The organism is Microbacterium sp. PM5, from assembly GCF_003293595.1.
Classification (GTDB): Bacteria; Actinomycetota; Actinomycetes; order Actinomycetales; family Microbacteriaceae; genus Microbacterium.
In genome coordinates this window covers 24,648-45,659 of sequence record NZ_CP022162.1, presented here as the reverse complement: position 1 = coordinate 45,659, position 21,012 = coordinate 24,648, and the positions used below count along the sequence as shown (strand labels likewise).

Here is a 21,012-nt window from a genome sequence, read left to right as displayed (position 1 = left end):
AGAGGCTCAGGCGGCATCCATAGGAATCTGACAGCCCCGCGACACGGGCGCTCAACATCCGCAGCTCTGGCGGATCAGCAGGCGCGGAGCGAACACGGCGTCGAAGCGCGTCTGCCCCTCCGGGAGCGCACCGGCGGTGCCGGCGAGGATGCGGGCGGCGGCGCGTCCCATGGCCTCCATCGGCTGGCGCACGGACGTGAGTGTCGGTGTGCTGAGCCGACCGGCCAGGATGCCGTCGAACCCGGTGACGGCCACGTCGTCGGGCGCGCGCACGCCGAGCGCGGCGAGGGCATCGAGGGCCATGAGCGCGTGCTGGTCGCTGGCGCAGACGAGAACGCGCGGCAGCGCGCCGCGGGCGTGGAGCGCGCCGAGCTGCTCGAGCATCCGATGCGGACCGCGCACGGTGCCGTCGATCGGCTCGTCACGGGGACGCAGACCCCACCGCATCAGCGACGCCCGGTACTCCTGGAAGCGTTCGGCGTTGTCGAATCCCTCCTGGCGCCCGACGAAGGCGACGTCGTCGTACTGGTGGTCGCCGACGAGGTGATCCATCAGCGCACTCATCCCTCCGGCGTTGTCCACGCGAACGCGGTGATGGGGATCGTCGCCGGGAGCGACGCTGAACAGGACCGTCGGGATCGTCGCGGGCATCCGCAGCAGAGCGGTCGGCAGCACCGGCGACGGGAAGATGGCCAGTCCGTCGACCCGGCCCGCCGTATCGGCGACCGACACGTCGCTGTCCGACCCGCTGGAGAGCATGACCGGCCGCCCCAGCATCCAGCACTCCAGCGCAAAGCCGCGCTGGATCTCATCGACGTAGAGCGGGAACGCCCGCGGATCGGCGAGGGTCTCGTCGTCGGTCTGCGACCACGGGATGATCGACGCGGCATCCAAGGGCGCCCGTACATCGGGCCGCGGGGGCGTGACGTCGCGCGGGTCGGCCCGCTCGAGCATGAGGTCGAACGCGTGCAGGCCGAGCGTGCCGGTGCGTCCGTTCGCGAGCCCGCGCGCCGCCGCGCTCGGGGCGTACCCCAGCCGGCGCGCGGCGGCCAGCACCCGCTCGCGCGTGGCTTCGCTGATCCGCTCGGGGCGTCGGAAGGCGAACGACACGGAGGCGATCGAGACACCGGCCTCCTGTGCGACGTCGTAGACCGTCGGACGGCGCGCGGCGGCATCACTCATCGGCTGTCCCTTCGTCATCGGCGGCCCGGAGCGTCTGGCGTGCGTCTCACCGGTCGGCGCGTTCTCCCACCCGTGCCGCCAGTTCGAGACCGAAGTGCACCGCGAACAGCGGATCACCCGTATCCGACGGTACATCTTCGCGAGAGGCGCGCACGGCATCCATCGACCGCGGCAGTTCCACCGGCAGGCGCCCCTCGGGAGCGACGCGGCCGGTGAGCACGTCGAGCACGGCGCGCGCGGAGCTGCCGAAGTCGACGACGATCGCCGACGCGAACTCCGCAAACGGTGTGAGGATGCCGGGCCGGTCGAGGTTGACGACGAGCACCAGCGGGCACTGCTGCGCGATACGTCGCATGCGGTACACGCGCCCGGGCGGGAACTCGAGCGAGCCCTGATGGAACCAGGCCTCGAGGAAGAGATCGTCGCGCGGCTCGAACGGGGCGCCGAGGCGCACCAGGGCAAGGTCGGCGTCGGCGGGATCGGCCACGACCTCACCCAGCTCGGCGACGTCCTCCGCGCGGAAGCCCTCGACGTACACGCGGCGCGAGCGCGCGGCCAGCGGCAGCACGGGGTGGTCGTCGTCCGCGGTGGCGCGATTGACGACGACGGTCAGCGAGCGCGCCTGCGCCCGCTCCCCCTCGGCGCGGAACTCCGCGTTGCCGACGATGCGCTCGGCCTCGTCGGGGTCGACGAACGGGTGGTCGAACAAGCCCAGCTGGAACTTCACCCGCAGGATGCGGTGCGCCGAGACATCGATGCGCTCCTCCGGGACGCGCCCGGTCCGGACGAGGTCGATCAGCAGGTCGACGCACTCCTCGCCTCCGAACTGGTCGGCGCCGGCATCCAGGATCTTGAGCATCCGCTCGCTCGGCGACAACTCCTCCACGCCCCACGCGCGCGCCGGCAGCACCTGATCGCCCACGTGGTTGTCATTGACGAGCTCCCAATCGGTGACGACGACCCCGTCGAAGCCGAGCTCGCCGCGCAGCAGATCGGTGACGATCTGGCGGTTGTAGCCGAAGCCGACCTCCTCGATCGGAACCCCGTGGCGTTCCAGCCCGATCGGCATGCCGTAGTAGGGCATCATCGCCGCGGTCCCGCGCCGGATCGCCTCTCGGAAGGGCTCGAGGTGGTACTCGAACATGCCGCCGGGGTAGACCTGCTCGCGGCCGTACGGGAAGTGCGCGTCCTCACCGTCCTTCTGCGGTCCGCCGCCGGGGAAGTGCTTCGTGGTGCAGGCGACGCTGTCAGGCCCCAGCTCGTCGCCCTGGAAGCCCTGAAGATAGGCGGCCGTGAACTCGGCGACCCGTGCGGCATCCTGGCCCAGCGTCTGGGCCTGGCGGCCCCACCGGGGCTCGGTCGCGAGATCGATCTGCGGGTGCAGGGCGGCGCGGATGCCGACGGCGCGGTACTCCTGACGCGCGACGTCGGCGAAACGGCGCACCGTCTCGACGTCATCGATCGCGGCGAGACCGAGTCCCTCCGGCCACTGCGAGAACGGCCCGGCGGCGAATCCGACTCCGGTGTTCTCGACGAAGGCGTGCCGCGGATCGGTACTGATGGTCACGGGCACCCCATGCGGAGTCTGCGTCGCGAGCAGCTGGAGGTTGTTGTTCCACATCGCCGCCTGCCGCGCGGAGCGGATCGCGTGCACGTTGAAGTGCGTCATGTGCTTTCCGAGCACCACCGTCGAGGTGGGCGACTTCGAGATCCGCCCCGGTGCCTCCAGCAGCTCGCCGTCCTCGCCCACCTCGATGACGGTCTGGAACATCAGGCCGCACTTCTCCTCCAGGCTCATGCGGGCAACGAGATCGGCGGCGCGCTCGTCGGCACTCAGGCGCGGGTCCTCGTACGGATCCATCACCCCGTTGCCGTTGAGGTCGCGGAAGAGGGTGCCGTCGGGGGCGCAGAGGTGGTCGGGGGTCATGGTTCTCTTTCTCGAGGCGGGTCGGCGAGGGCTCACTTGAGCCCGGTCGTGGCGACGCCCTGGATGAAGTAGCGCTGCAGGAAGACGAACAGCAGCAGAATGGGCGCGATCACGAGCACCGATCCCGCCAGCAGCAGGCCGTAGTCGGTCGCGTTCTGGCCCGTCGAATACAGCGACAAGGCCACCGGCAGCGTGTACATGTTCTCGGTCTGGGCGGCGACGAGCGGCCAGAGGAAGTTGTTCCACGAGGCCAGGAACGTCAGGATGCCGAGGGTCGCCAGCGGCGGTCCGCACAACGGCATGACCACCCGGGCGAAGATGCGCAGCTCTCCGGCCCCGTCGATGCGTGCGGCCTCGATGAGCTCGTCGGGGATGCCGAGCATGAACTGTCGCATCAGGAAGACCCCGAGCGGGGTCGTGATGAACGGCAGGATCAGCGCCGCGTAGCTGCTGGTCAGTCCGAGCGAAGACACCATGACGAACAGCGGCACGAAGGTGACGACGCCGGGCACCATGAGGGTCACCAGCACGACGGCGAACAGCGCCTTCTTACCCGGGAAGTCCATCTTCGCGAGCGCATAGCCGACCATCGAGCAGAAGACGAGGTTGCCGAGCACCGTCAACAGCGCCACCACGATGCTGTTGGTGAAGAACCGGCCGATGTCCAGCGGCCCGAACCACTGGGCGAAGTTGTCCCACGTGAACTCGCGCGGCCACCAGGTCGGCGGGCGCTGCAGGATCTCGGCCTGGGTCTTGACGGATCCCAGCAGCATCCAGGCGAACGGCAGCATCCAGACGACGAGCCCGACGATCAGGACGGTGTAGGTGACGGCACGTCCGGTGAGGGCCCGACGGTGGCGCCCCGAGCGCCGAGGGCGCGCAGTGACGGATACGGTCATGACGAGGTCCTCTCAGTCCTTCGCCCGCAGCAGTCGGAACTGCAGCAGGCTCAGCAGTGCGATGGCGAGGAACAGGATGTAACTGGCGGCCGAGGCCACGCCGTACTGCCCGAAGCCGAACTGCTTGAACGTGTAATAGGCGACCGACAGGGTCGAATCCAGCGGTCCCCCCTGCGTCATGACGAACGCCTCCTCGAAGAACTGCAGGAAGCCCACCGAGATGAGCACAGCACCGAGCAGGAGCGTCGGGCGCAGCATGGGCAGCGTGACCGAGGTCAGCCGCCGCCAGGCCGAGGCGCCGTCCATCATGGCGGCCTCCTTCACGTCGGTCGGAATCGCCTGAAGCCCCGCGAGGAAGATCACCATCAGCGTTCCCACATTGCGCCACACGGCCATCGCGATCAGCGACGGAAGAGCCCAGGTGGTGTCGTTGAGCCAGTCGGGCCCCTGGATGCCGATGAGCGCGAGCGCGCTGTTGAGCAGCCCGTCGGGCTGCAGGATGTAGCGCCAGACCACCGCGACGGCGACGATGCTGGTCACCACCGGGGCGTAGAACCCGACCCGCAGGAACGACACGATGCGCCCGCCCCCGGAGTTCAGCGCCAGCGCGAGCGCCAGGGCGACCGCCATCGTCACCGGGATGCCGACGACGACGAAGGTCGCCGTGACGCCCATGGACTTCAGGAAGGTGGGATCGGTCAGCACCTTGACGTACTGGTCGAGGCCGACGACGTCCACCGAGAACGGGGAGCGGATGTCCTGCGCCCGGAAGTCGGTGAAGGACATCGCGAACGAGCCCACGATCGGCACGATCATGAACACCGCGAACACGATGACGAACGGGAGCGCGAATCCCCACGCGATCCACCCCTGACGCCGGCGGCGGGCGGACCCGGGCCGGCGACCACGGCCGCGACCGGTGACGGCGACGGCCGTCCCGGTCGCGGCCAGTGATGCCTGCGTCATCTCGATCAGCCCATTCCGAGGGCGTCGGCCTTGCTCTGCAGCTCCTTCATGGCGTCTGCAGGGCTCTGGGTGCCCAAACGCACCTTCTCGAGCACCGCATCACCGGCGGCGGCAACCTGAACCCAGGTGGTGGTGGCGGGAACCGACTTCGCGGTCTCCAGCTGGGTGCCGAAGGCGGCGAGCGTCGGCTGCGAGGCGAGCGCCTGCTCCTTCCACGCCGCCTGGACGGCAGGCAGGTCACCGGTCTTCTCGTACCACTGCGCCTGCGTGGTCGGGTCGGTGAGCCACTGGGCGAGCTTCCACGCGGAGTGCGCGTTCTTCGAGTTCTTGAACACCGTGAGGTTCGCGCCGCCGCTGAACGACGTCGACGACTCCTTCGTGGGCAGCACCGCGGTGGTGAACTTACTCGCGAAGTCCGCACCGCCGACCTTCTCGAGCGAACCGATCATGAACGGTCCGTCGATGAGCATCGGGGTCTTGCCGGCGACGAAGTCAGCCTCCTGAGCACCCGAGGAGCGGTCGGCCGCCGGGTTGGCGATGCCCTTCTGGAAGAAGCTCTGGTAGTACTCGTAGGCCTCGACCATCTGCGGGGTGTCGACGGTCCACTTGTCGCCGTCGACGAGCGAAGCACCGTTGGACCACGGCATCCACAGCGTGCCCTGGAACGAGTCGTTGCCGCCCGGCAGGCGGATGCCGTACTCGGCGCCGGCCTTGGACTGCATGTCGGCGGCCATCTGGCTGAGCTCGTCCCACGTGGTGGGGGCCTTCGTCCAGCCGGCCTTCGCGGCGAGGTCCGTGCGGTAGTAGAGCACGCGGGTGTCCACGTACCAGGGGGCGCCGGTCATCCGATCGCCCACCTTCGTCGACGCGACGGCGCCCGGGAAGGATCCCGACGTGTCGAGGTCGGTCGGCACGGTCTGGAACGCGTCAGCGAAGTCGGCCATCCAGGTCGAGCCCATCATCGCGATGTCAGGCGTGGTGCCACCGGCGATGGCCGTCTGGATCTTGCTGTAGGCGGCATCCCACGGAATCGCCGTGACCTCGACGGTGACGCCGGGGTTGGCGTCTTCGAACGCCTTGACGAAATCGGGCAGCGCCTCACCCTCCGCACCCATCGCCCACATCGTGATCGTGCCCGTGGCCGGCTCGCTGCCGATCGTCGTGGCGGCGTCGGGGGCGCTGGCGGTCTCGCCTCCGCGGCCGCAGCCCGCGAGCGCGAGTGCGCCGATGGCGACGAGCGCGACGGCTCCCAGTCGGACGTGTTTCATGGTTCCTCCTCGAACGGGACACCCGCATCAGTGTCGACGGCTACTTTACTTATGCGCATAACCTCCGTCAAGACGTGGCCCCCGCCTCCCGACCGCGCGCGAGTCCGCCCGCCCGCGAGACACCGCCTGCGCACCGAAACACCGGTGCACAGCGGCAGTCTCGGTGCAGGGACGGTATCTCGAGGGGCGTACGCTCGGCGGGGTCGGCCGGCGGACGGGCGGGGTCAGCGGGGGGATGCCGCGGGGCGAGGTCCCCGTAGGTAACCCCGCACGAACTCGTCGAACAGGGCCGTCATGTCGACGGTGTCATCGAGCAGCCACTGCTGCTGGATGCCGTCCATCACGGCGCTGATGAGGCGGGCCGCCGCGTCGGGATCGATGTCGGGCGCGATCTCGCCGGAGCGCTGGCCTGCGCGCAGGAGCGCCGCCGTGTCCGCGGCGCGCTCGCGATATCGCCTCGCGAAATCGTCGTGGAGCGGATGGTCGGGGTCGGCCGCTTCCGCCACCACGGTCGAGTAGAGGGAGGTGAGGCCACGCGTCGTCTGGTTGTAGGCGACGACCTTCGCCGCCTGGTCGATGAGGCCGTGCGCGGCGGGCTCCCCCGCCGCGGCGCGCACCCGCTCGTCGCGCTGGCGCAGGACCTCGGCGAACAGCTCCTCCTTCGAGGCGAAGTGGTGCAGGAGGCCCGCGGGGGTCAGTCCGACCCGCTTGGCGACCTCGCGCAGCGACCCGCTCGCCGAGCCCGAGCGGCCGAACACGAGCACCGCCTCGTCGACGATCTGCTGGCGCCGCGCCTGCCCCTTCGGGTAGCTCCCCCGCGCACGCGAGGGAGCTACCCGGTCACCGGTGTCTGATGCCACGAGAATCCTCCCCGGCATCCACGCTACGGCTCAGTGATGCGGACGCCCCCACGACGAGCCGAACACCTGCTGCGCGATCGCCGGCCGGAGGTTCCGTTCCATCGCGTCGTCGACGACGTAGCCCTTGAGCGCATCACCGGTCAGCTCGTTGCCGATCGCGGCCATGATCATCGACTGATCGAGCGAGAGATACCGCTTCGCGATGGTGTCGCTCTTGACGGCGACCGCATCGTAGAAGCCACCGGGCCCGTAGGCGCCGAGCTTCCGCTCGATCTTGCGGAGATTGTCCATGACGCCCTTGTGGTCGTACGGCAGCGCGAGGAAGGACGCGTGCGGCGTGACGACGCCGTCGCCGAAGGTCGGCGAGGGGTTCGTGCCCGTGTGGCAGCCGGGTCGGTCGATGTCGACGTCGGTCTTCTCCCGGTCGGAGGTGTAGCCGTCGCTGCGCATTCCGGCCAGATCGACGCCGTACTCGGAGTAACCCCCGAAGGGATCGCTGGCGGGCGAGAAGCCCCAGTAGCCGTACTTCGCATCCTTCAGGCCGTGCTCCTTCTGCACTTCCACGGTGATGGGATGGTTCAGACCCCACGAGCGAGGACCCCACTGCGCCTCCGGGATGAACAGGTCGGGCATGAGCGACTCGAACATGCTGCCGCCCCAACTGGGAACGAAGGACATGCCGTCGTAGGAATACACCCCTTCGTACACGTCCACCCCGTCGTACTGGCGGGTCGTGCCGGTGGGCAGCTGCTCCTGCCAGGCCCAGTCGCAACCGGCGGGCATCGTGCGATGCGTGCCGTAGAGGCCCGTCGCGGGGATGGTGCCGTCCGAGATCCCCAGGTACGTCGCGATGCGGCTCTCGCTGACGGTCGTGTCGTAGTGATGACACGTGTACGAGACCGTCTCGCCGCTGCCGTTGTACATGGGCGCTTCCACCGCGCAGCCGTCGCCGGGAGGCGCCTCCCAGAATCCCCCGCGGTTGGTTCCCGCCGGAAGCCCCGCGGCCCCGGCCGGATCGAAGAAAGCGGAGAAGTCCATCGAGCGGTAGAGCGCATCGGCACGGTCGTGCAGTGACGGCTCCGCCTCGCGCACGATCCGCAGGGCCGTCGCGAGCCAGCCGTTGTCGACCGTCGAGAGGAACGGATGGATCGTGTCGCCCGAGGTCGGAAAGACCGTGAGCTTGGCCCCCGTTGCCGGCGCGTACCAGTTGTAGAACATCCCGCTGCCGGGGTTTCGCTCCATGTGCTCGAGCGTGGTGATCGTCGCACTGAGCCGTTGACGCGCCTCGTCGGCGCCGATGATCCCGAGATCCCGAGCCGTGACGGTGGACCACAGATAGCCGCCGATGTTGGTCGGTGACGTGTAGCCCGACGCGGATGCCGCGTCGAGGTCACCGCCAATGTTGTCGTCGACGAGGCCCGTCTCGGGGTGGGCCATCGCGGCCATCGACGTCCAGGTGTCGGTGGCGTAGCGCAGGAGCTCGCGGGCGTCCTTCCCGCTGGGATGGCCGGGACGCCCGGCTCCATCCGCAGCGCTGCTCTGCGCTCCGGCGCCGTCGGGGGGCGCCGCGGACGCGGGCGCACCTCCCGCCAGTGCACCGAACGTGAATGCGGCGATCGCGGCGGTGGCCGCGAGAGTTCTCTTCATGGGCGTGCTCTCCTCGTCGAAAGCGCTCCGCGTCATCGGAGCCGCCCATAAAACCTTACACATGTACGGTTTATGTACAACCCCGCCCCCCGCCCACCCATCTCTCCCTGCCCGCGAGACACCGCTGACGCACCGAAACACGGGTGCACAACGGCAGTCTCGGTGCGCCGTCGGTGTCTCGCGGACGCGGCGACGCGGCGACACGGGCGCGGGCGCGAGATCGGCGGGCGCGGTCAGGCGGTGCCGTCGTCGAGGTTGTCCGACAGGATGCCGAGCACGTGCGCCCGCACGACGCGGGCCCTCTCCCCCAGCACGCCCGCGACGGCATCCACGAACGCCTCTACGAACGCGGCGTGTGCGACCCGCGAGGTGTGGGCCAGCTCCTCGCGGAAGCTGACGCCGGTCGGGGTGATCACGAGCGAGCGGTCGGCACGGTCGGCCAACGGGCTGGACGCGAAGGAGGTCAGGGCCAGCACGCGCGCACCGGCGCTGCGGGCCGCCTCGGCCGCCCGCACGCTCGCGGCATTCGCTCCCGAGCCGCTCACTACGATGCACACGTCCGCGGTCGACAGCTGACGCGCCGCGATCTGCTGCGCGATGGCATCCGCGATCACCTCGGCGGGACGACCGACCGCGGTCAGGCGCATCGCCAGATCGCTCGCGACGGGAGCCGACAGGCCGTTGGCGACGACCAGCAGGCGTGAGGCGCCGGCGACGTCGGCGACGGCAGACGAGACGTCGTCGGCGCTCATCAGGCTCACCGCCGTGGTCAACGACTGCGCGGTGCGGGCGAGGGCGGCGCGCAGCTCGCCGAGCGGACCGTCGCCGTGGTCGGCGTCGCGGGGCGGCTGGGCGCCGAGTTCGGCCGCCAAGGCGACGCGCAACTGCGGGTAGCCGCGATAGCCCAGCGACTGACACGCCCGCACGACCGATGAGCGAGCGACGCCGGCGCGGTCGGCGAGCTGCTGCGCGGTGAGCTCCACGACCGCGTCGGGCTCGGCCACGATGAGGTCGGCGACCCGCCGTTCGGTGGGCTGCAGGCCGTTGCGCATCGCGGCGATGCGCACCGTCGTCGGCGCGTCAACGGGCACGCGGACCCTCCATGATTCGCCGGCGGAGCGCTCCACTCGCCGCGTCGATCGCCATCGTGACGACGATCACCACGATGAGCAGCATCCCCACGGTGGACCACTCCCGGTACTGGGTGTAGGACGTCAGCATATCGCCGATGCCGCCGACCCCGATGAGACCGAGAACGGCAGACGAGCGCACGTTGATCTCGAACCGGTAGAGCCAGAACGACAGGAACACCGGCTGCGCCTGCGGCCACACGCCCCAGCGCAGCACCTGCGCCGTCGAGCCGCCCGCGGCGCGCGCCGCCTCGATGGGCCCGGGAGGTACGGCTTCCACCGCTTCGTAGCCCCATTTGCCGAGCGTGCCGATGCCGTTGACGGCGAGGGCGAGCGCACCGGTCAGCGGCGTCAGCCCGGTGACCGAGAGGATGATGATCGCGATGATCAGCTCGGGCACGGCGCGGATGACCGAGAACACGAGTCGCAGCGCGCCGCGCAGCCACAGCGGCCCGAAGCCGCGGGCGGCCACGAGACTGAGCGGGGTCGCCAGCAGGATGCCGAGCACGGTCCCCACCCACGCCATCTCGATGCTCCGCCAGGTCTGCCAGAGCGCCTCGGGCAGCTTCGACCACTCCGGCGCCGAGAACATGAGCCAGAGGTAGCGACCGATGTCGGCGGGAAGGTCGGCGAGACGGCCCCACGAGATCTGCACCGACCAGAAGGCGGCGACCACGACGGCGGTGACGACGACGGCCGACACGGCCCGCCACGGCGAACGACGGCGGACGGGAACGGCGAGGGCGCTCACACGAGCCTCCGTCTGATGGCGTCGCTCATCAGGTCGATCACGACGACCACGACGAGCACTTCGAGGATGATGAGGGAGAGCTGGTCGTAGCGGTAGAACGTGCGGACCGCGTCGATGAGCAGCCCGATCCCTCCGGCGCCGACGAGCCCCAGCACCGTCGAGGCGCGCACGTTCAGCTCGAACACGTACAGGGTCTGCGACACGAATGCCGGCCACGCATCGGGGAGGGCGATCGCGCGGTTGATCTGCGCCTGCGTGCCACCGGCGGCCCGACCGGCTTCGATGGCACCGGCATCCTGCGCGTCGATCGACTCGGAGACGAGCTTGACGATGATGCCGATGTTGAAGATCGCGAGGGCGAGGATGCCGGGAAGCGCACCGACGCCGACCATCGCGACGAGCACTGCCGCGTAGACGAGCTCGGGAACCGCGCGGATCACATTCAGCAGGGTCCGCACCGCACCGCGGAAGGCGGGGTGCGGATTGGTGGGCCGTGCCGCCCAGAACGACAGCGGCAGCGAGATCGCGGCCCCCACGACGGTTCCCAGCACCGCCATCTGCAGCGTCTCGAGCATCGGCGCGACGGTGCGCGGAAAGAACGACCAGTCGGGCGTGAGTAGTTCGACGATCTTCGTGGCACCGTTTCGCCAGTTCGCGACGATCGGCGCGACATCCAAGCCCACGCCGATGCCCGGAAGGCACGTGACCACCGTGATCACGACGATGACCGCCACCGCGATCCACGTTCCGGCGCGGCGTCGAGGCCGCTCGGGCACCACCAGCGCGGATGCCGCGGGCGCGACGCTCATCGATCGAGCCGATCGTCGCCGGTCAGCGACCGTCCGTAGATGTTCTCGAAGTCGGCATCCGTCGCGCTCGCGGCCGGCCCGTCGAAGACGACCTCCCCGGCGCGCATGCCGATGATGCGCGCGCCGTACTGCCGCGCGAGATCGAGCAGGTGGATGTTGACCAGCACCGTGATGCCGAGGTCGGCGTTGATCCGCCGCAGATCGCCCATGACGCCGTGCGCGGTGGGCGGGTCGAGGCTCGCGACCGGCTCATCGGCGAGGACGATCCGCGGCTGCTGCGCAAGGGCGCGCGCGATCGCGACGCGCTGCTGCTGACCGCCCGACAGGGCCGAGGCCCGATCCCACACCTTCGACAGGATGCCGACGCGATCGAGCGCCTCGAAGGCGATCTGCTTGTCGGCGTCACGGTAGGCGCCCGCCAGGGTGCGCCAGTACGGCGTGTGGGTGAGACGCCCCACGAGCACGTTGTTCAGCACGGTCGTCCGACCGGCGAGGTTGAACCCCTGGAACACCATGCCGATCTGCCCGCGGAGGTGGCGAAGGCGCGTGCCCCGTGCGTTGTCGACGCGCTGGCCGCCGACGGTCACGGTGCCCTCCGTCACGGGCACGAGGCCGTTGATCGTGCGGATCAGCGTCGACTTTCCCGACCCGGAGAGGCCGACGATGCAGACCATCTCGCCCGGCGCGATCTCGAGATCCACACCGCGCAGGCCCACGGTGCCGTTGGGGTAGCGGACGGTGACCCCGTCCAGACGGATGCCCCAGGGCACCGCGGCCGCAGCCGCGATGCCCTGGGTCAGGATGCGATCCGTCACTGCAGTCCCAGCTGCTGCGCGGCACGCGCCACGACGTCGAGGGAAGCGGGGTTGGCGGGCGCGAGCTTGGTGATGGAGTAGATGCTCTTGAGCACCTTCGAGCCCTCGTCGGTGTTGGAGTAGGACTCCAGCGCCTGCGTGATCTTGTCCTGGAGGGCCGGCGTGAGCTTCGACGAGACGGCGACGCCGTCGTTGGGGATCGGGTCGCTGAGGGCGAAGACGACGACCTTCTGGCCCACGTCGGGGGTGTCCTTCTTCACGAGAGTGCGCGCGTCCCAGAAGCTGAAGCCGACCTCGGCGTCGCCCTTGTAGACGGCCATGACGGAGGCGTCGTTGGCGGTGACCGGGATCTTCTGGAACCCGTTGTCGATATCGATGCCCTTCTCCTTGAGGGCGAGCATCGGATAGATGTAGCCGGCCGGCGAGCCGGGGCCGAGCACGGCGACCTTCGCACCGGCGATCTTGGTGATCGCGTCCAGGCCGCTCGGCGTCGCCAGCTTGTCGGTGCCGTTGCAGTACAGCATCCCGTCCTTGTCGACGGGGGTGTCGGAGCAGTACTTGCTCGGGTTGTTCGTCATGAACTGGGCCGGGTAGGTGATCGCGCCGTTACGCTCGGTCTGCAGCACGACCTTCGCACCGTACCGGTCGCTGGCCTGCCAGAGCTGCAGCGACGGGAGGAAGCCGATCTGCGCCTGGTCGGCACCCATCGCCTCCACGGCGGCCTGATAGTCCTTCGACACGACGCCCGTGACGGGGATGCCGAGTTCCGAGCTCAGCATGTCGGTCAGGGGCTTGGCCGTGTCGACGAGGCCGCCCTGGTCCTGCGAGGGCACGAGGGCGAGAACGAGCGAGCTCGGATCGGCGGCCGGCGCGGCGGAGCCGGAGGCGTCGGAGGTGCCGGAGCAGCCGGCGAGCGCGACGGTGGCGGCGAGCGCCGTCGCGGCGACCGCGGCGAGTCGGAGGCGGGTGATGCGCATGAGGTGTCCTTCGGTGTCGGGGTGGATCGAGGAGTGGTCAGCGGGCACGCGCGCGGGCGCGAACCCATTCGGTGAGGGCGGGCAGGAGTTCGGGAAGCGTGTCGGCGCGGAAGTCCGGGGCGGCGTCGGGGTCGGGATAGCCGCCGACCAGCGCCGTCGCGTGGCCGCGGGCGTGGGCCGGAGCCAGGTCGTTGCGCCAGATGTCGCCGACGGCGAGCACCTCGGCATCCGCATCCAGCTCGTCCAGCAGCGCGGCGAGCCCGTCGGGCTTGCCCGCGTCGACGACGACGCGGTCGAAAAGCCCTTCCAGCGCGAGCGCCGTCAGCGCCTCCGGAATGCGCACGCCGGGCGCGTTGGTGACCAGGATGCGCTCCGCGTCGACGGTCGCGAGGAAGGTGGCGAGGCCCTCGGGAGCGAGAACGGGAGCGTCGTCGGACGCGAGCTGTGCGCGGCTGGCGGCGTAGCCGCGCGCGAGGTGCTCGGGGGCGGCTCCGGCCGCGACGGCGCGCACCCGCACGAGGTCGTAGGCGTCGATGGCGTCGTCGCCGTCGGCGAGGCCGGTGGCGATCTCATCGACGAACGACGGCGACAGTCCGGCCTCGGTGGCGACGGCGCGGGCGTACGCGCGCACCGGCCCGTCGCCGAGGGCGACGGTACCGTCGAAGTCGAAGATGAGAATGGGACGAGGCACGGATCTCCCTGCGGGTGACGAACGCGTCCGTGAAGCTGGACGCTTTGTCCATAGTGAAGGACATGTGTGGACGTAATGACCACGACAGATGAACATCCGGTAAAAAGTGGCGGGGAGCTCTCGCGACTCGACGCCGCGGCCGCGCTCGCCACGGGCGATCCCGCGGCCGCCTTCGACCTCCTCCCGTGGCTCGGCACCTCGATCGACGCCGACGCCGCCGCGCGCCGATTCGACGCATGGGGGCTGTCCACGGTCATCGACGAGAACACGGGCACATCCGTGGTCGCGGCGTCGGTCTTCGGGGCGCTCCACGAGCGCGCCGGCATCGACGCCCGCTTCCCCGTCGGCAACGCCGGCCTGCTGCACGTCTACGGCTACCTGCTGTCGACGACACCAACCCCCTACGGCCTCAAACGTGAGCGCTGGCTGGACGGCGACCTCGCCCGCGCCTACGGGCTGGCCGCCGACGCCTTTCTCCCCTGGGCGCTGCCCACGGGCGAGACCCTGCTGGCGCGGGTCGCCGCTGCAGCCGCCGCACTGCTGTCGTACGCCCCCGTGCGCCGCCAGCAGCTGGGCGACACCGAGGCGCTCATCGCGATCGGGCGCTCCCCGGCATCCGGCGATCGCGCCGTCGCCTCTGCACTGGTCTATGCGCTGGTCAGCGGCGGCACGCGGCGCCTCATCACGACCTTTCCCGTCTCCTCGCCCACGGCCATCCTCGACGAAGTGGATGCCGCCGCCCCGCGCCTGCGCTGGAACGCCGTCGCCTGAGCGGTCCGCGCCCACACCACCGGAGGAGATTTCACCCCGGGAGGACGGATGCCGCAGCGGCATCCTCCCGGCGTGAAATCTCCTCCCGGAGCGTGACCCGCGCCCGCCTCAGTCGCGGGGGGCGTGCGCCTCGAGGAACTCGTACAGGTCGGTCGTGTCGACGCCGGGGAACGCGCCGGTCGGCAGCGTCGCGAGCAGCGTCCGAGGGGTTCGCACGTTCGGCCACGCCTGATCGCGCCACTGCGACTCCAGTTCGGCGGGAGCACGACGGCAGCACACCTCGACCGCGTGGCGGGAGACGCCGCGGTTGGTCGTCTCGCGCCCCACGAACCACTTCGTGTCGTCGAAGCGCACGCCCACCGACACCGAATGGGCCCCCTCGCTGGAGGTCTCCACCCGGGCCGTGCACCAGAACGTGCCGTTGCCGGTGTCGGTGTACTGGTAGTACGGGTTGAACTTGTCGGGGATGTCGAAGACGGCGCGGCTCGTCCAGCGCCGGCAGCACAACTGCCCCTCGATCGAGCCCAGCCGGTCGGCCGGGAAGTTGACATCGTCGTTCTCGTAGGCCTTCGTGATGGTGCCCGACTCGTGCACCTTCAAGAAGTGCACCGGGATGCCGAGATGCCGCGTCGCCAGATTGGTGAAGCGATGCGCCGCGGTCTCGTACGACACCGAGTAGGCGTCGCGGAGATCTTCGATCGACAGCGCGCGCCGCGACTTGGCGTCCAGCAAGACCGGCACCGCGTGGTCTTCGGGGATCAGGAGAGCCCCGGTCAGGTAGTTCGTCTCCACCCGCTGACGCAGGAACTCGGCGTACGAGCGCGGCTCGGCGTGCCCGAGGATGCGACTGGCGAGCGCCTGGAGCACGGCGGTGCGCGAGTCGCCCTTCGCGGGCACCGTGCTCGACAGATACAGCCGCCCGTGCTTGATGTCGGCGACCGATCGGGTCGAGGCCGGCAGGTCGGCGACGTAGTGCAGGGAGAAGCCCAGATGGGCGGCGATGTCCGACGCGGTGCGCTGCGTGAGCGGGCCACCCGGGTGGTCGACGGCGCGCAGGATGGCGCGCGCGTGCTCCTCGAGCTCGGCGAAATAGTTGTCCTGGCGCCGCATCAGGTGGCGCAGCTCGACGTTCGCGCGACGCGCCTCCTCGGGGGTGGCGGAGCGCTCGTCACCGAGCCTTTCGATCTCCCCCTGCAGCGCCAGCAGGGCACGAAGGGCGTCGTCGGGGATCGATTTGCCGATGCGGAACGGCTCGATTCCGAGCGCCCGGAAGGTCTGCCCCTTCATGGCGCGCTCCAGTGCGATCTCGAGCGTGGCTCGCTCGTCGAGAGGCTCGGCCTCGAGGAGCTGATCGACCGTGGCACCGAGCGCTTTGGCGATGGCGCGCAGGAGAGTGAGCTTGGGTTCGCGCTTTCCCGTCTCGATCATCGACAGCTGACTCGGTGCCCGCTCGACAGCTGCCGCGAGCTCGTCGAGGGTCATCCCGCGCGCGGCGCGCAGCTGACGGATGCGCCGGCCGATCGTGAGCGCATCGGCCTCGTCCTCGGGCTCTGTGGTCGTCGCCGTCAACGGAACATCGATGTTCGTCATGTCCGGGATTGTGTCACAGAACGTGAACTTCCTTCAAACTTCACACCGGTTTTGGTTACTTCCGGCCTCGAAGTTCACCCACAGTGGAGACACGAGCCACCGCCGGCATCGCCCCGGCATCCGATGAAGGAGAGCACCATGACGATCCAGGCCACCCCCGGTCAGCCGCCACTGCGCGCCGGCGACCAGACGCAGACCGCCGCTGAGCTGCAGGAGATCTGGGACACCGACCCGCGGTGGGACGGCGTACAGCGCACCTACACGGCAGAGGACGTCGTGCGCCTGCGCGGGTCGGTGCGCGAGGAGAACACCCTCGCCCGCCGCGGCGCCGAGAACCTGTGGAACCTGCTGCACACCGAGGACTACATCCGCGCGCTCGGCGCATACACCGGCGGCCAGGCCGTGCAGCAGGTGCGCGCAGGCTTGAAGGCCATCTACCTCTCGGGGTGGCAGGTCGCCGCCGACGGCAACCTCGCCGGCCAGACCTACCCCGACCAGAGCCTGTACCCGGCCAACTCGGTCCCCGCCGTCGTCCGCCGCATCAACAACGCCCTGATCCGCCAAGACCAGATCGAGCACGCCGAAGGCACGCTCACGCAGGACTGGCTGGCCCCCATCGTCGCGGATGCCGAAGCCGGCTTCGGCGGCCCCCTCAACGCGTACGAGCTCGCGCAGTCGCTGATCCAGTCCGGTGCCGCGGGCATCCACTGGGAGGACCAGCTCGCCAGCGAGAAGAAGTGCGGCCACCTCGGCGGAAAGGTGCTGGTGCCCACGCAGCAGCACATCCGCACCCTGAACGCGGCTCGGCTCGCCGCCGACGTCGCCGGCGTGCCGACCGTCATCATCGCCCGCACCGATGCGCTGGCGGCCGACCTGCTCACCAGCGACGTCGACCCCCGCGACCAGGAGTTCACGACCGGCGAGCGCACGAGCGAGGGCTTCTACCGGGTGCGCCCCGGCTTGGAGGCGGTCATCAGCCGCGGCCTGGCGTTCGCGCCGTACGCCGACCTGCTGTGGGTCGAGACCGGAGAGCCCGACATCGAACTCGCCCGGGCGTTCGCGAGCGCGATCCACGAGCAGTTCCCCGGCAAGATGCTCGCCTACAACTGCTCGCCGAGCTTCAACTGGAAGCGTCACCTCAGCGACGAGCAGATCGCGACCTTCCAGCAGGAGCTCGCAGACCTCGGCTACAAGTTCCAGTTCATCACGCTGGCCGGCTTCCACGCCCTCAACTACTCGATGTTCGACCTCGCCTCCGGCTACGCCGAGCGCGCCATGAGCGCGTACGTCGAGCTGCAGGAAGCCGAGTTCGCCGCGGAATCGCGCGGCTACACCGCCACCAAGCACCAGCGCGAGGCGGGCACCGGCTACTTCGATTTCGTTTCCACGGCGCTCAACCCCGACAGCGCGACCCTGGCTCTGGTGGGATCCACTGAGGCCGAGCAGTTCCACTGACGCACCCCGTCTCGACTCGCTGCGCTCGCTCAACGACCGGAACACGCGCTCCCGGTCGTTGAGCGAGGCCCGCAGGGCCGAGTCGAAACGCCGCACCCATCGCACACGACACAGAAAGAGCAGGGCCATGACTCCCACCGCCACGGGCACCGCGCCCGCATCGACCATCACCATCACGGGACCGATCCGCGACCGCTACGAGGAGATCCTCACCCCCGCGGCCATCGCGTTCCTCGCCGAACTCCACGTCCGCTTCGCCGGGCGCCGCCACGACCGCCTCGCCGACCGGATGAGGCGCCGCTTCGAGATCGGCAACGGGCACGACCCGCAGTTCCGCTCCGACACGGCCCACATCCGCGACGACGCCGAGTGGCAGGTCGCAGGAGCCGGCCCGGGCCTGGAGGATCGGCGTGTCGAGATCACCGGTCCGACCGACCCGAAGATGACGATCAACGCGCTCAACTCGGGCGCGAAGGTCTGGCTGGCCGACCAGGAGGACGCCACGAGCCCCACCTGGCGGAACGTCATCGAGGGTCAGCTCTCGCTGTTCGACGCGATCCGCGGACAGCTGTCGTACACGAGCCCCGAGGGCAAGGAGTACCGCGTCACCGCCGAGCGGACTCCCACCATCGTGATGCGCCCGCGCGGCTGGCACCTGGTCGAGAAGCACATCCGCTACACCGATCGCGCCGGTCGCGACCTGGCCGCATCGGGCTCGCTGGTGGACTACGGACTGTACTTCTTCCACAACGCCCAGCGTCTGATCGACAACGGCGTCGGCCCGTACTTCTACCTGCCGAAGATCGAGTCGGCGGAGGAGGCGAAGCTCTGGGACGACGTCTTCACGTTCAGCGAGGAGTACCTCGGCATCCCGCACGGCACCATCCGTGCCACCGTGCTCATCGAGACGCTGCCGGCGGCCTTCGAGATGGAGGAGATCCTGTTCGAGCTGCGCGATCACATCGCGGGCCTGAACGCCGGCCGCTGGGACTACATCTTCTCGATGATCAAGAACTACCGCGGCCGGGGCGCACGGTTCGTGCTGCCCGACCGCAGCCAGGTCACGATGACCGTGCCGTTCATGCGGGCGTACACGGAACTGCTCGTGAAGACGTGCCACAAGCGCGGCGCCTTCGCGATCGGCGGCATGAGCGCCTTCATCCCCAACCGACGCGACCCGGAGGTGACGGCCCAGGCGTTCGAGAAGGTCACCGCCGACAAGAAGCGCGAGGCCGGCGACGGCTTCGACGGGACGTGGGTGGCCCACCCCGACCTGATCCCCGTCGCGCAGGCGGAGTTCGACGCCGTGCTCGGCGAGCGCCCCAACCAGATCGACCGCCAGCGGCCCGAGGTGAACGTGCAGGCGGCACAGCTGATCGACGTGCACATCGGGCTGCCGGTCACGGCGGCAGGCGTGTACGGCAACGTGTCGGTGGCGATCCGCTACATCGAGGCATGGCTGCGGGGCCTCGGCGCCGTTGCCATCGACAACCTCATGGAGGATGCCGCGACCGCCGAGATCAGCCGCAGCCAGGTGTGGCAGTGGATCCACCAGGACCGCTCGACCGACGACGGCACCCGCATCACGCGCGAGTACATCGAGGGTCTCATCGCGCAGGTGCTGAGCGAGGTGGAGCGGCGAGAGGGCGACCGCTACGACGACGCGGCGGCGGTCTTCCGCGATGTCGCCCTCGGTGAGGACTTCCCGACCTTCCTGACGCTCGGCGCCTACGCCGACTACCTGGACGACTGACGAGTCCGACGCCGACAGTGGGGGTGGATGCCGCGGCGTCCACCCCCACTGTCGTGCCGTGCCCGAGCGATCTTGACAGATTTGGCTAATGCTATTAGCTTTATGGCTATGACGACCTCAACCGCTCCCGCAGCCGCTTTCGCACGGCTCGATGTCCATCACCTCGACCGGCCCGAAGGTCGCATCGCGTATCGCGTGACCGGCGACGGGCCGCTCATCGTGTGCGTGCCCGGCATGGGCGAGATCGCCGCAAGCTACCGCCACACCGTTCCCGCCCTGCGCGAGGCCGGCTTCCGCGTCGCCGTGATGGACCTGCGCGGCCACGGCGAGTCGGACGCCACGTTCTCGGCGTACGACGACGTCGCGGCCGGCACCGACATCCTCGCGCTCATCGCCCACCTCGGCGGTCCGGCCGTCGTCGTCGGCAACTCGATGGCCGCCGGAGCAGCCGTCTGGGCGGCCGCCGAGAATCCCGCAGCCGTCAGCGGCCTGGGACTGCTCGGCCCGTTCGTCCGCAACGCCCCGACCAACCCGTTCGCCGCGGCGACGTTCCGCCTGCTGATGCTCCGGCCGTGGGCTCGCGCCGCCTGGCTCGCCTACCTGCCCCAGCTCTACCCCGGCCGGCGGCCCGCCGACTTCGCCGAGCACCGCGCGGCGATCCGCGCGGCGATGTCGCGCCCGGGCGCCACCGCCGCGTTCGCGCGCACGACCCGCACCGACCACAGCCTCGCCGAGAAGCGGATCCCCGAGGTGTCGGCACCGGCGCTGGTCATCATGGGCACCGCCGACCCCGACTTCAGCGATCCGAGGGGAGAAGCGGAGTGGATCGGCGAGCAGCTGCACGCGCGCGTGACGCTCGTGGAGGGCGCCGGCCACTACCCGCAGGCCGAGCAGCCCGAGCAGGTCAGCCCCGCCCTGGTCGCGTTCTGTCGCGAGGTGACCGGTGCCTAGGGCCGGCCTCACGCGCGACGCCGTGGTGGCGCTGGCACTGGAGACGATCGACGAGCTCGGGCTCGACGGCCTCACCCTCGCCGAGATCGCCGGCCGCGCCGGCGTGAAGGTGCCGAGCCTCTACAAGCACATCGCCTCGCTCGAGGTGCTGCGTTCCGCTGTGGCCACCGAGGCGACGCGTGAGCTCGCCCAGGAACTGCGGGTCGCCGCCATCGGCGTGTCCCGGACGGCGGCGCTGGAGAGTCTTGCGCACGCCTATCGGGGGTACGCACTGCGGCATCCGGGACGATACGCGGCCACCCAGCGCGCACCGCTGCCCGGTGAGGCGCGCGAGGAGGCGCATGCCCTCGCCGCCGCGCAGGTGCAGCAGGTCGTCTCGGCGACGCTGCGCGGCTATGACATCGCCGACGATCAGCTGGTCGACGCGACCCGCACACTGCGTGCCGCACTGCACGGGTTCTGCGCGCTCGAGAACGGCGGCGGCTTCGCCCTTCCGGTCAGCGTCTCGGAGAGCTTCGCCCGGATGATCGCCGGTCTCGATCGCATGCTCTCGACCTGGCCGGCCTGACC

19 protein-coding genes are annotated in these 21,012 nt (G+C 69.9%); 5 read left to right on the top strand and 14 right to left on the bottom strand.

Annotated elements, in window-relative coordinates:
* Positions 1-51: 51 nt before the first annotated feature.
* From CEP17_RS00225 to CEP17_RS00165, 13 genes are all read right to left on the bottom strand, one after another.
* Positions 52-1,182, bottom strand: coding sequence for a LacI family DNA-binding transcriptional regulator (locus CEP17_RS00225; protein WP_239498552.1), 1,131 nt, complete (start codon positions 1,180-1,182; stop codon positions 52-54).
* A 46-nt stretch (positions 1,183-1,228) separates the two neighbouring features.
* Entirely contained in the window at positions 1,229-3,109 is a 1,881-nt protein-coding gene (locus CEP17_RS00220) for a glycoside hydrolase family 3 N-terminal domain-containing protein (RefSeq protein ID WP_112930818.1), read from the bottom strand.
* A 32-nt stretch (positions 3,110-3,141) separates the two neighbouring features.
* Entirely contained in the window at positions 3,142-4,008 is an 867-nt protein-coding gene (locus CEP17_RS00215; protein WP_112930817.1) for a carbohydrate ABC transporter permease, read from the bottom strand.
* Between the two features lie 12 nt (positions 4,009-4,020).
* Positions 4,021-4,974, bottom strand: coding sequence for a sugar ABC transporter permease (locus tag CEP17_RS00210; protein WP_112930816.1), 954 nt, complete (start codon positions 4,972-4,974; stop codon positions 4,021-4,023).
* Positions 4,975-4,979: 5 nt separating this feature from the next.
* Positions 4,980-6,242 (bottom strand): sugar ABC transporter substrate-binding protein, encoded by a 1,263-nt coding sequence (locus tag CEP17_RS00205; protein ID WP_112930815.1) that lies wholly within the window; start codon positions 6,240-6,242, stop codon positions 4,980-4,982.
* 224 nt (positions 6,243-6,466) lie between these two features.
* Positions 6,467-7,102 (bottom strand): TetR/AcrR family transcriptional regulator, encoded by a 636-nt coding sequence (locus CEP17_RS00200; protein ID WP_112930814.1) that lies wholly within the window; start codon positions 7,100-7,102, stop codon positions 6,467-6,469.
* Between the two features lie 30 nt (positions 7,103-7,132).
* On the bottom strand, positions 7,133-8,749 hold the full coding sequence (locus tag CEP17_RS00195; RefSeq protein ID WP_112930813.1) for a glucoamylase family protein: 1,617 nt from the start codon (positions 8,747-8,749) through the stop codon (positions 7,133-7,135).
* A 233-nt stretch (positions 8,750-8,982) separates the two neighbouring features.
* A complete protein-coding gene (locus CEP17_RS00190; protein ID WP_112930812.1) occupies positions 8,983-9,840 on the bottom strand; it encodes a MurR/RpiR family transcriptional regulator in 858 nt (285 codons plus the stop codon).
* Positions 9,830-10,630 carry a phosphonate ABC transporter, permease protein PhnE gene (phnE, locus tag CEP17_RS00185; protein WP_112930811.1) on the bottom strand — a complete coding sequence of 267 codons (801 nt, stop codon included), beginning with the start codon at positions 10,628-10,630 and terminating at the stop codon, positions 9,830-9,832. The genes CEP17_RS00190 and phnE (CEP17_RS00185) overlap by 11 nt, the downstream gene beginning before the upstream one ends.
* Positions 10,627-11,439: a phosphonate ABC transporter, permease protein PhnE gene (phnE, locus tag CEP17_RS00180; RefSeq protein WP_112930810.1), complete on the bottom strand. Its 813-nt coding sequence runs from the start codon at positions 11,437-11,439 to the stop codon at positions 10,627-10,629. Before phnE (CEP17_RS00180) ends, phnE (CEP17_RS00185) begins: the two co-directional genes overlap by 4 nt.
* A complete protein-coding gene (gene phnC, locus CEP17_RS00175; protein WP_036316281.1) occupies positions 11,436-12,254 on the bottom strand; it encodes a phosphonate ABC transporter ATP-binding protein in 819 nt (272 codons plus the stop codon). Before phnC ends, phnE (CEP17_RS00180) begins: the two co-directional genes overlap by 4 nt.
* Positions 12,251-13,231: a phosphate/phosphite/phosphonate ABC transporter substrate-binding protein gene (gene phnD, locus CEP17_RS00170; RefSeq protein ID WP_112932819.1), complete on the bottom strand. Its 981-nt coding sequence runs from the start codon at positions 13,229-13,231 to the stop codon at positions 12,251-12,253. Before phnD ends, phnC begins: the two co-directional genes overlap by 4 nt.
* 37 nt (positions 13,232-13,268) lie before the next feature.
* A complete protein-coding gene (locus CEP17_RS00165; RefSeq protein WP_112930809.1) occupies positions 13,269-13,922 on the bottom strand; it encodes an HAD family hydrolase in 654 nt (217 codons plus the stop codon).
* Positions 13,923-13,997: 75 nt separating this feature from the next.
* Here CEP17_RS00165 and CEP17_RS00160 point away from each other — a divergent pair, with 75 nt between their 5' ends.
* Positions 13,998-14,693, top strand: a complete 696-nt coding sequence (locus CEP17_RS00160; RefSeq protein ID WP_239498551.1) for an amino acid deaminase — start codon at positions 13,998-14,000, stop codon at positions 14,691-14,693.
* 108 nt (positions 14,694-14,801) lie between these two features.
* Here the strand turns inward: CEP17_RS00160 and CEP17_RS00155 are convergent, their stop codons facing one another.
* A complete protein-coding gene (locus CEP17_RS00155) occupies positions 14,802-16,283 on the bottom strand; it encodes a helix-turn-helix transcriptional regulator (protein WP_112930807.1) in 1,482 nt (493 codons plus the stop codon).
* A gap of 138 nt (positions 16,284-16,421) precedes the next feature.
* On the opposite strand from CEP17_RS00155, the gene aceA reads away from it, so the two are divergent.
* From aceA to CEP17_RS00135, 4 genes are all read left to right on the top strand, one after another.
* Positions 16,422-17,738: an isocitrate lyase gene (gene aceA / locus CEP17_RS00150; RefSeq protein ID WP_036318282.1), complete on the top strand. Its 1,317-nt coding sequence runs from the start codon at positions 16,422-16,424 to the stop codon at positions 17,736-17,738.
* A 127-nt stretch (positions 17,739-17,865) separates the two neighbouring features.
* Positions 17,866-19,491 carry a malate synthase A gene (gene aceB / locus CEP17_RS00145; protein WP_112930806.1) on the top strand — a complete coding sequence of 542 codons (1,626 nt, stop codon included), beginning with the start codon at positions 17,866-17,868 and terminating at the stop codon, positions 19,489-19,491.
* A gap of 108 nt (positions 19,492-19,599) precedes the next feature.
* Positions 19,600-20,442: an alpha/beta hydrolase gene (locus CEP17_RS00140; protein WP_239498550.1), complete on the top strand. Its 843-nt coding sequence runs from the start codon at positions 19,600-19,602 to the stop codon at positions 20,440-20,442.
* Complete coding sequence (locus tag CEP17_RS00135; RefSeq protein WP_036318283.1) at positions 20,435-21,010, top strand: TetR/AcrR family transcriptional regulator; 576 nt, start codon at positions 20,435-20,437, stop codon at positions 21,008-21,010. Before CEP17_RS00140 ends, CEP17_RS00135 begins: the two co-directional genes overlap by 8 nt.
* Positions 21,011-21,012 lie beyond the last annotated feature (2 nt).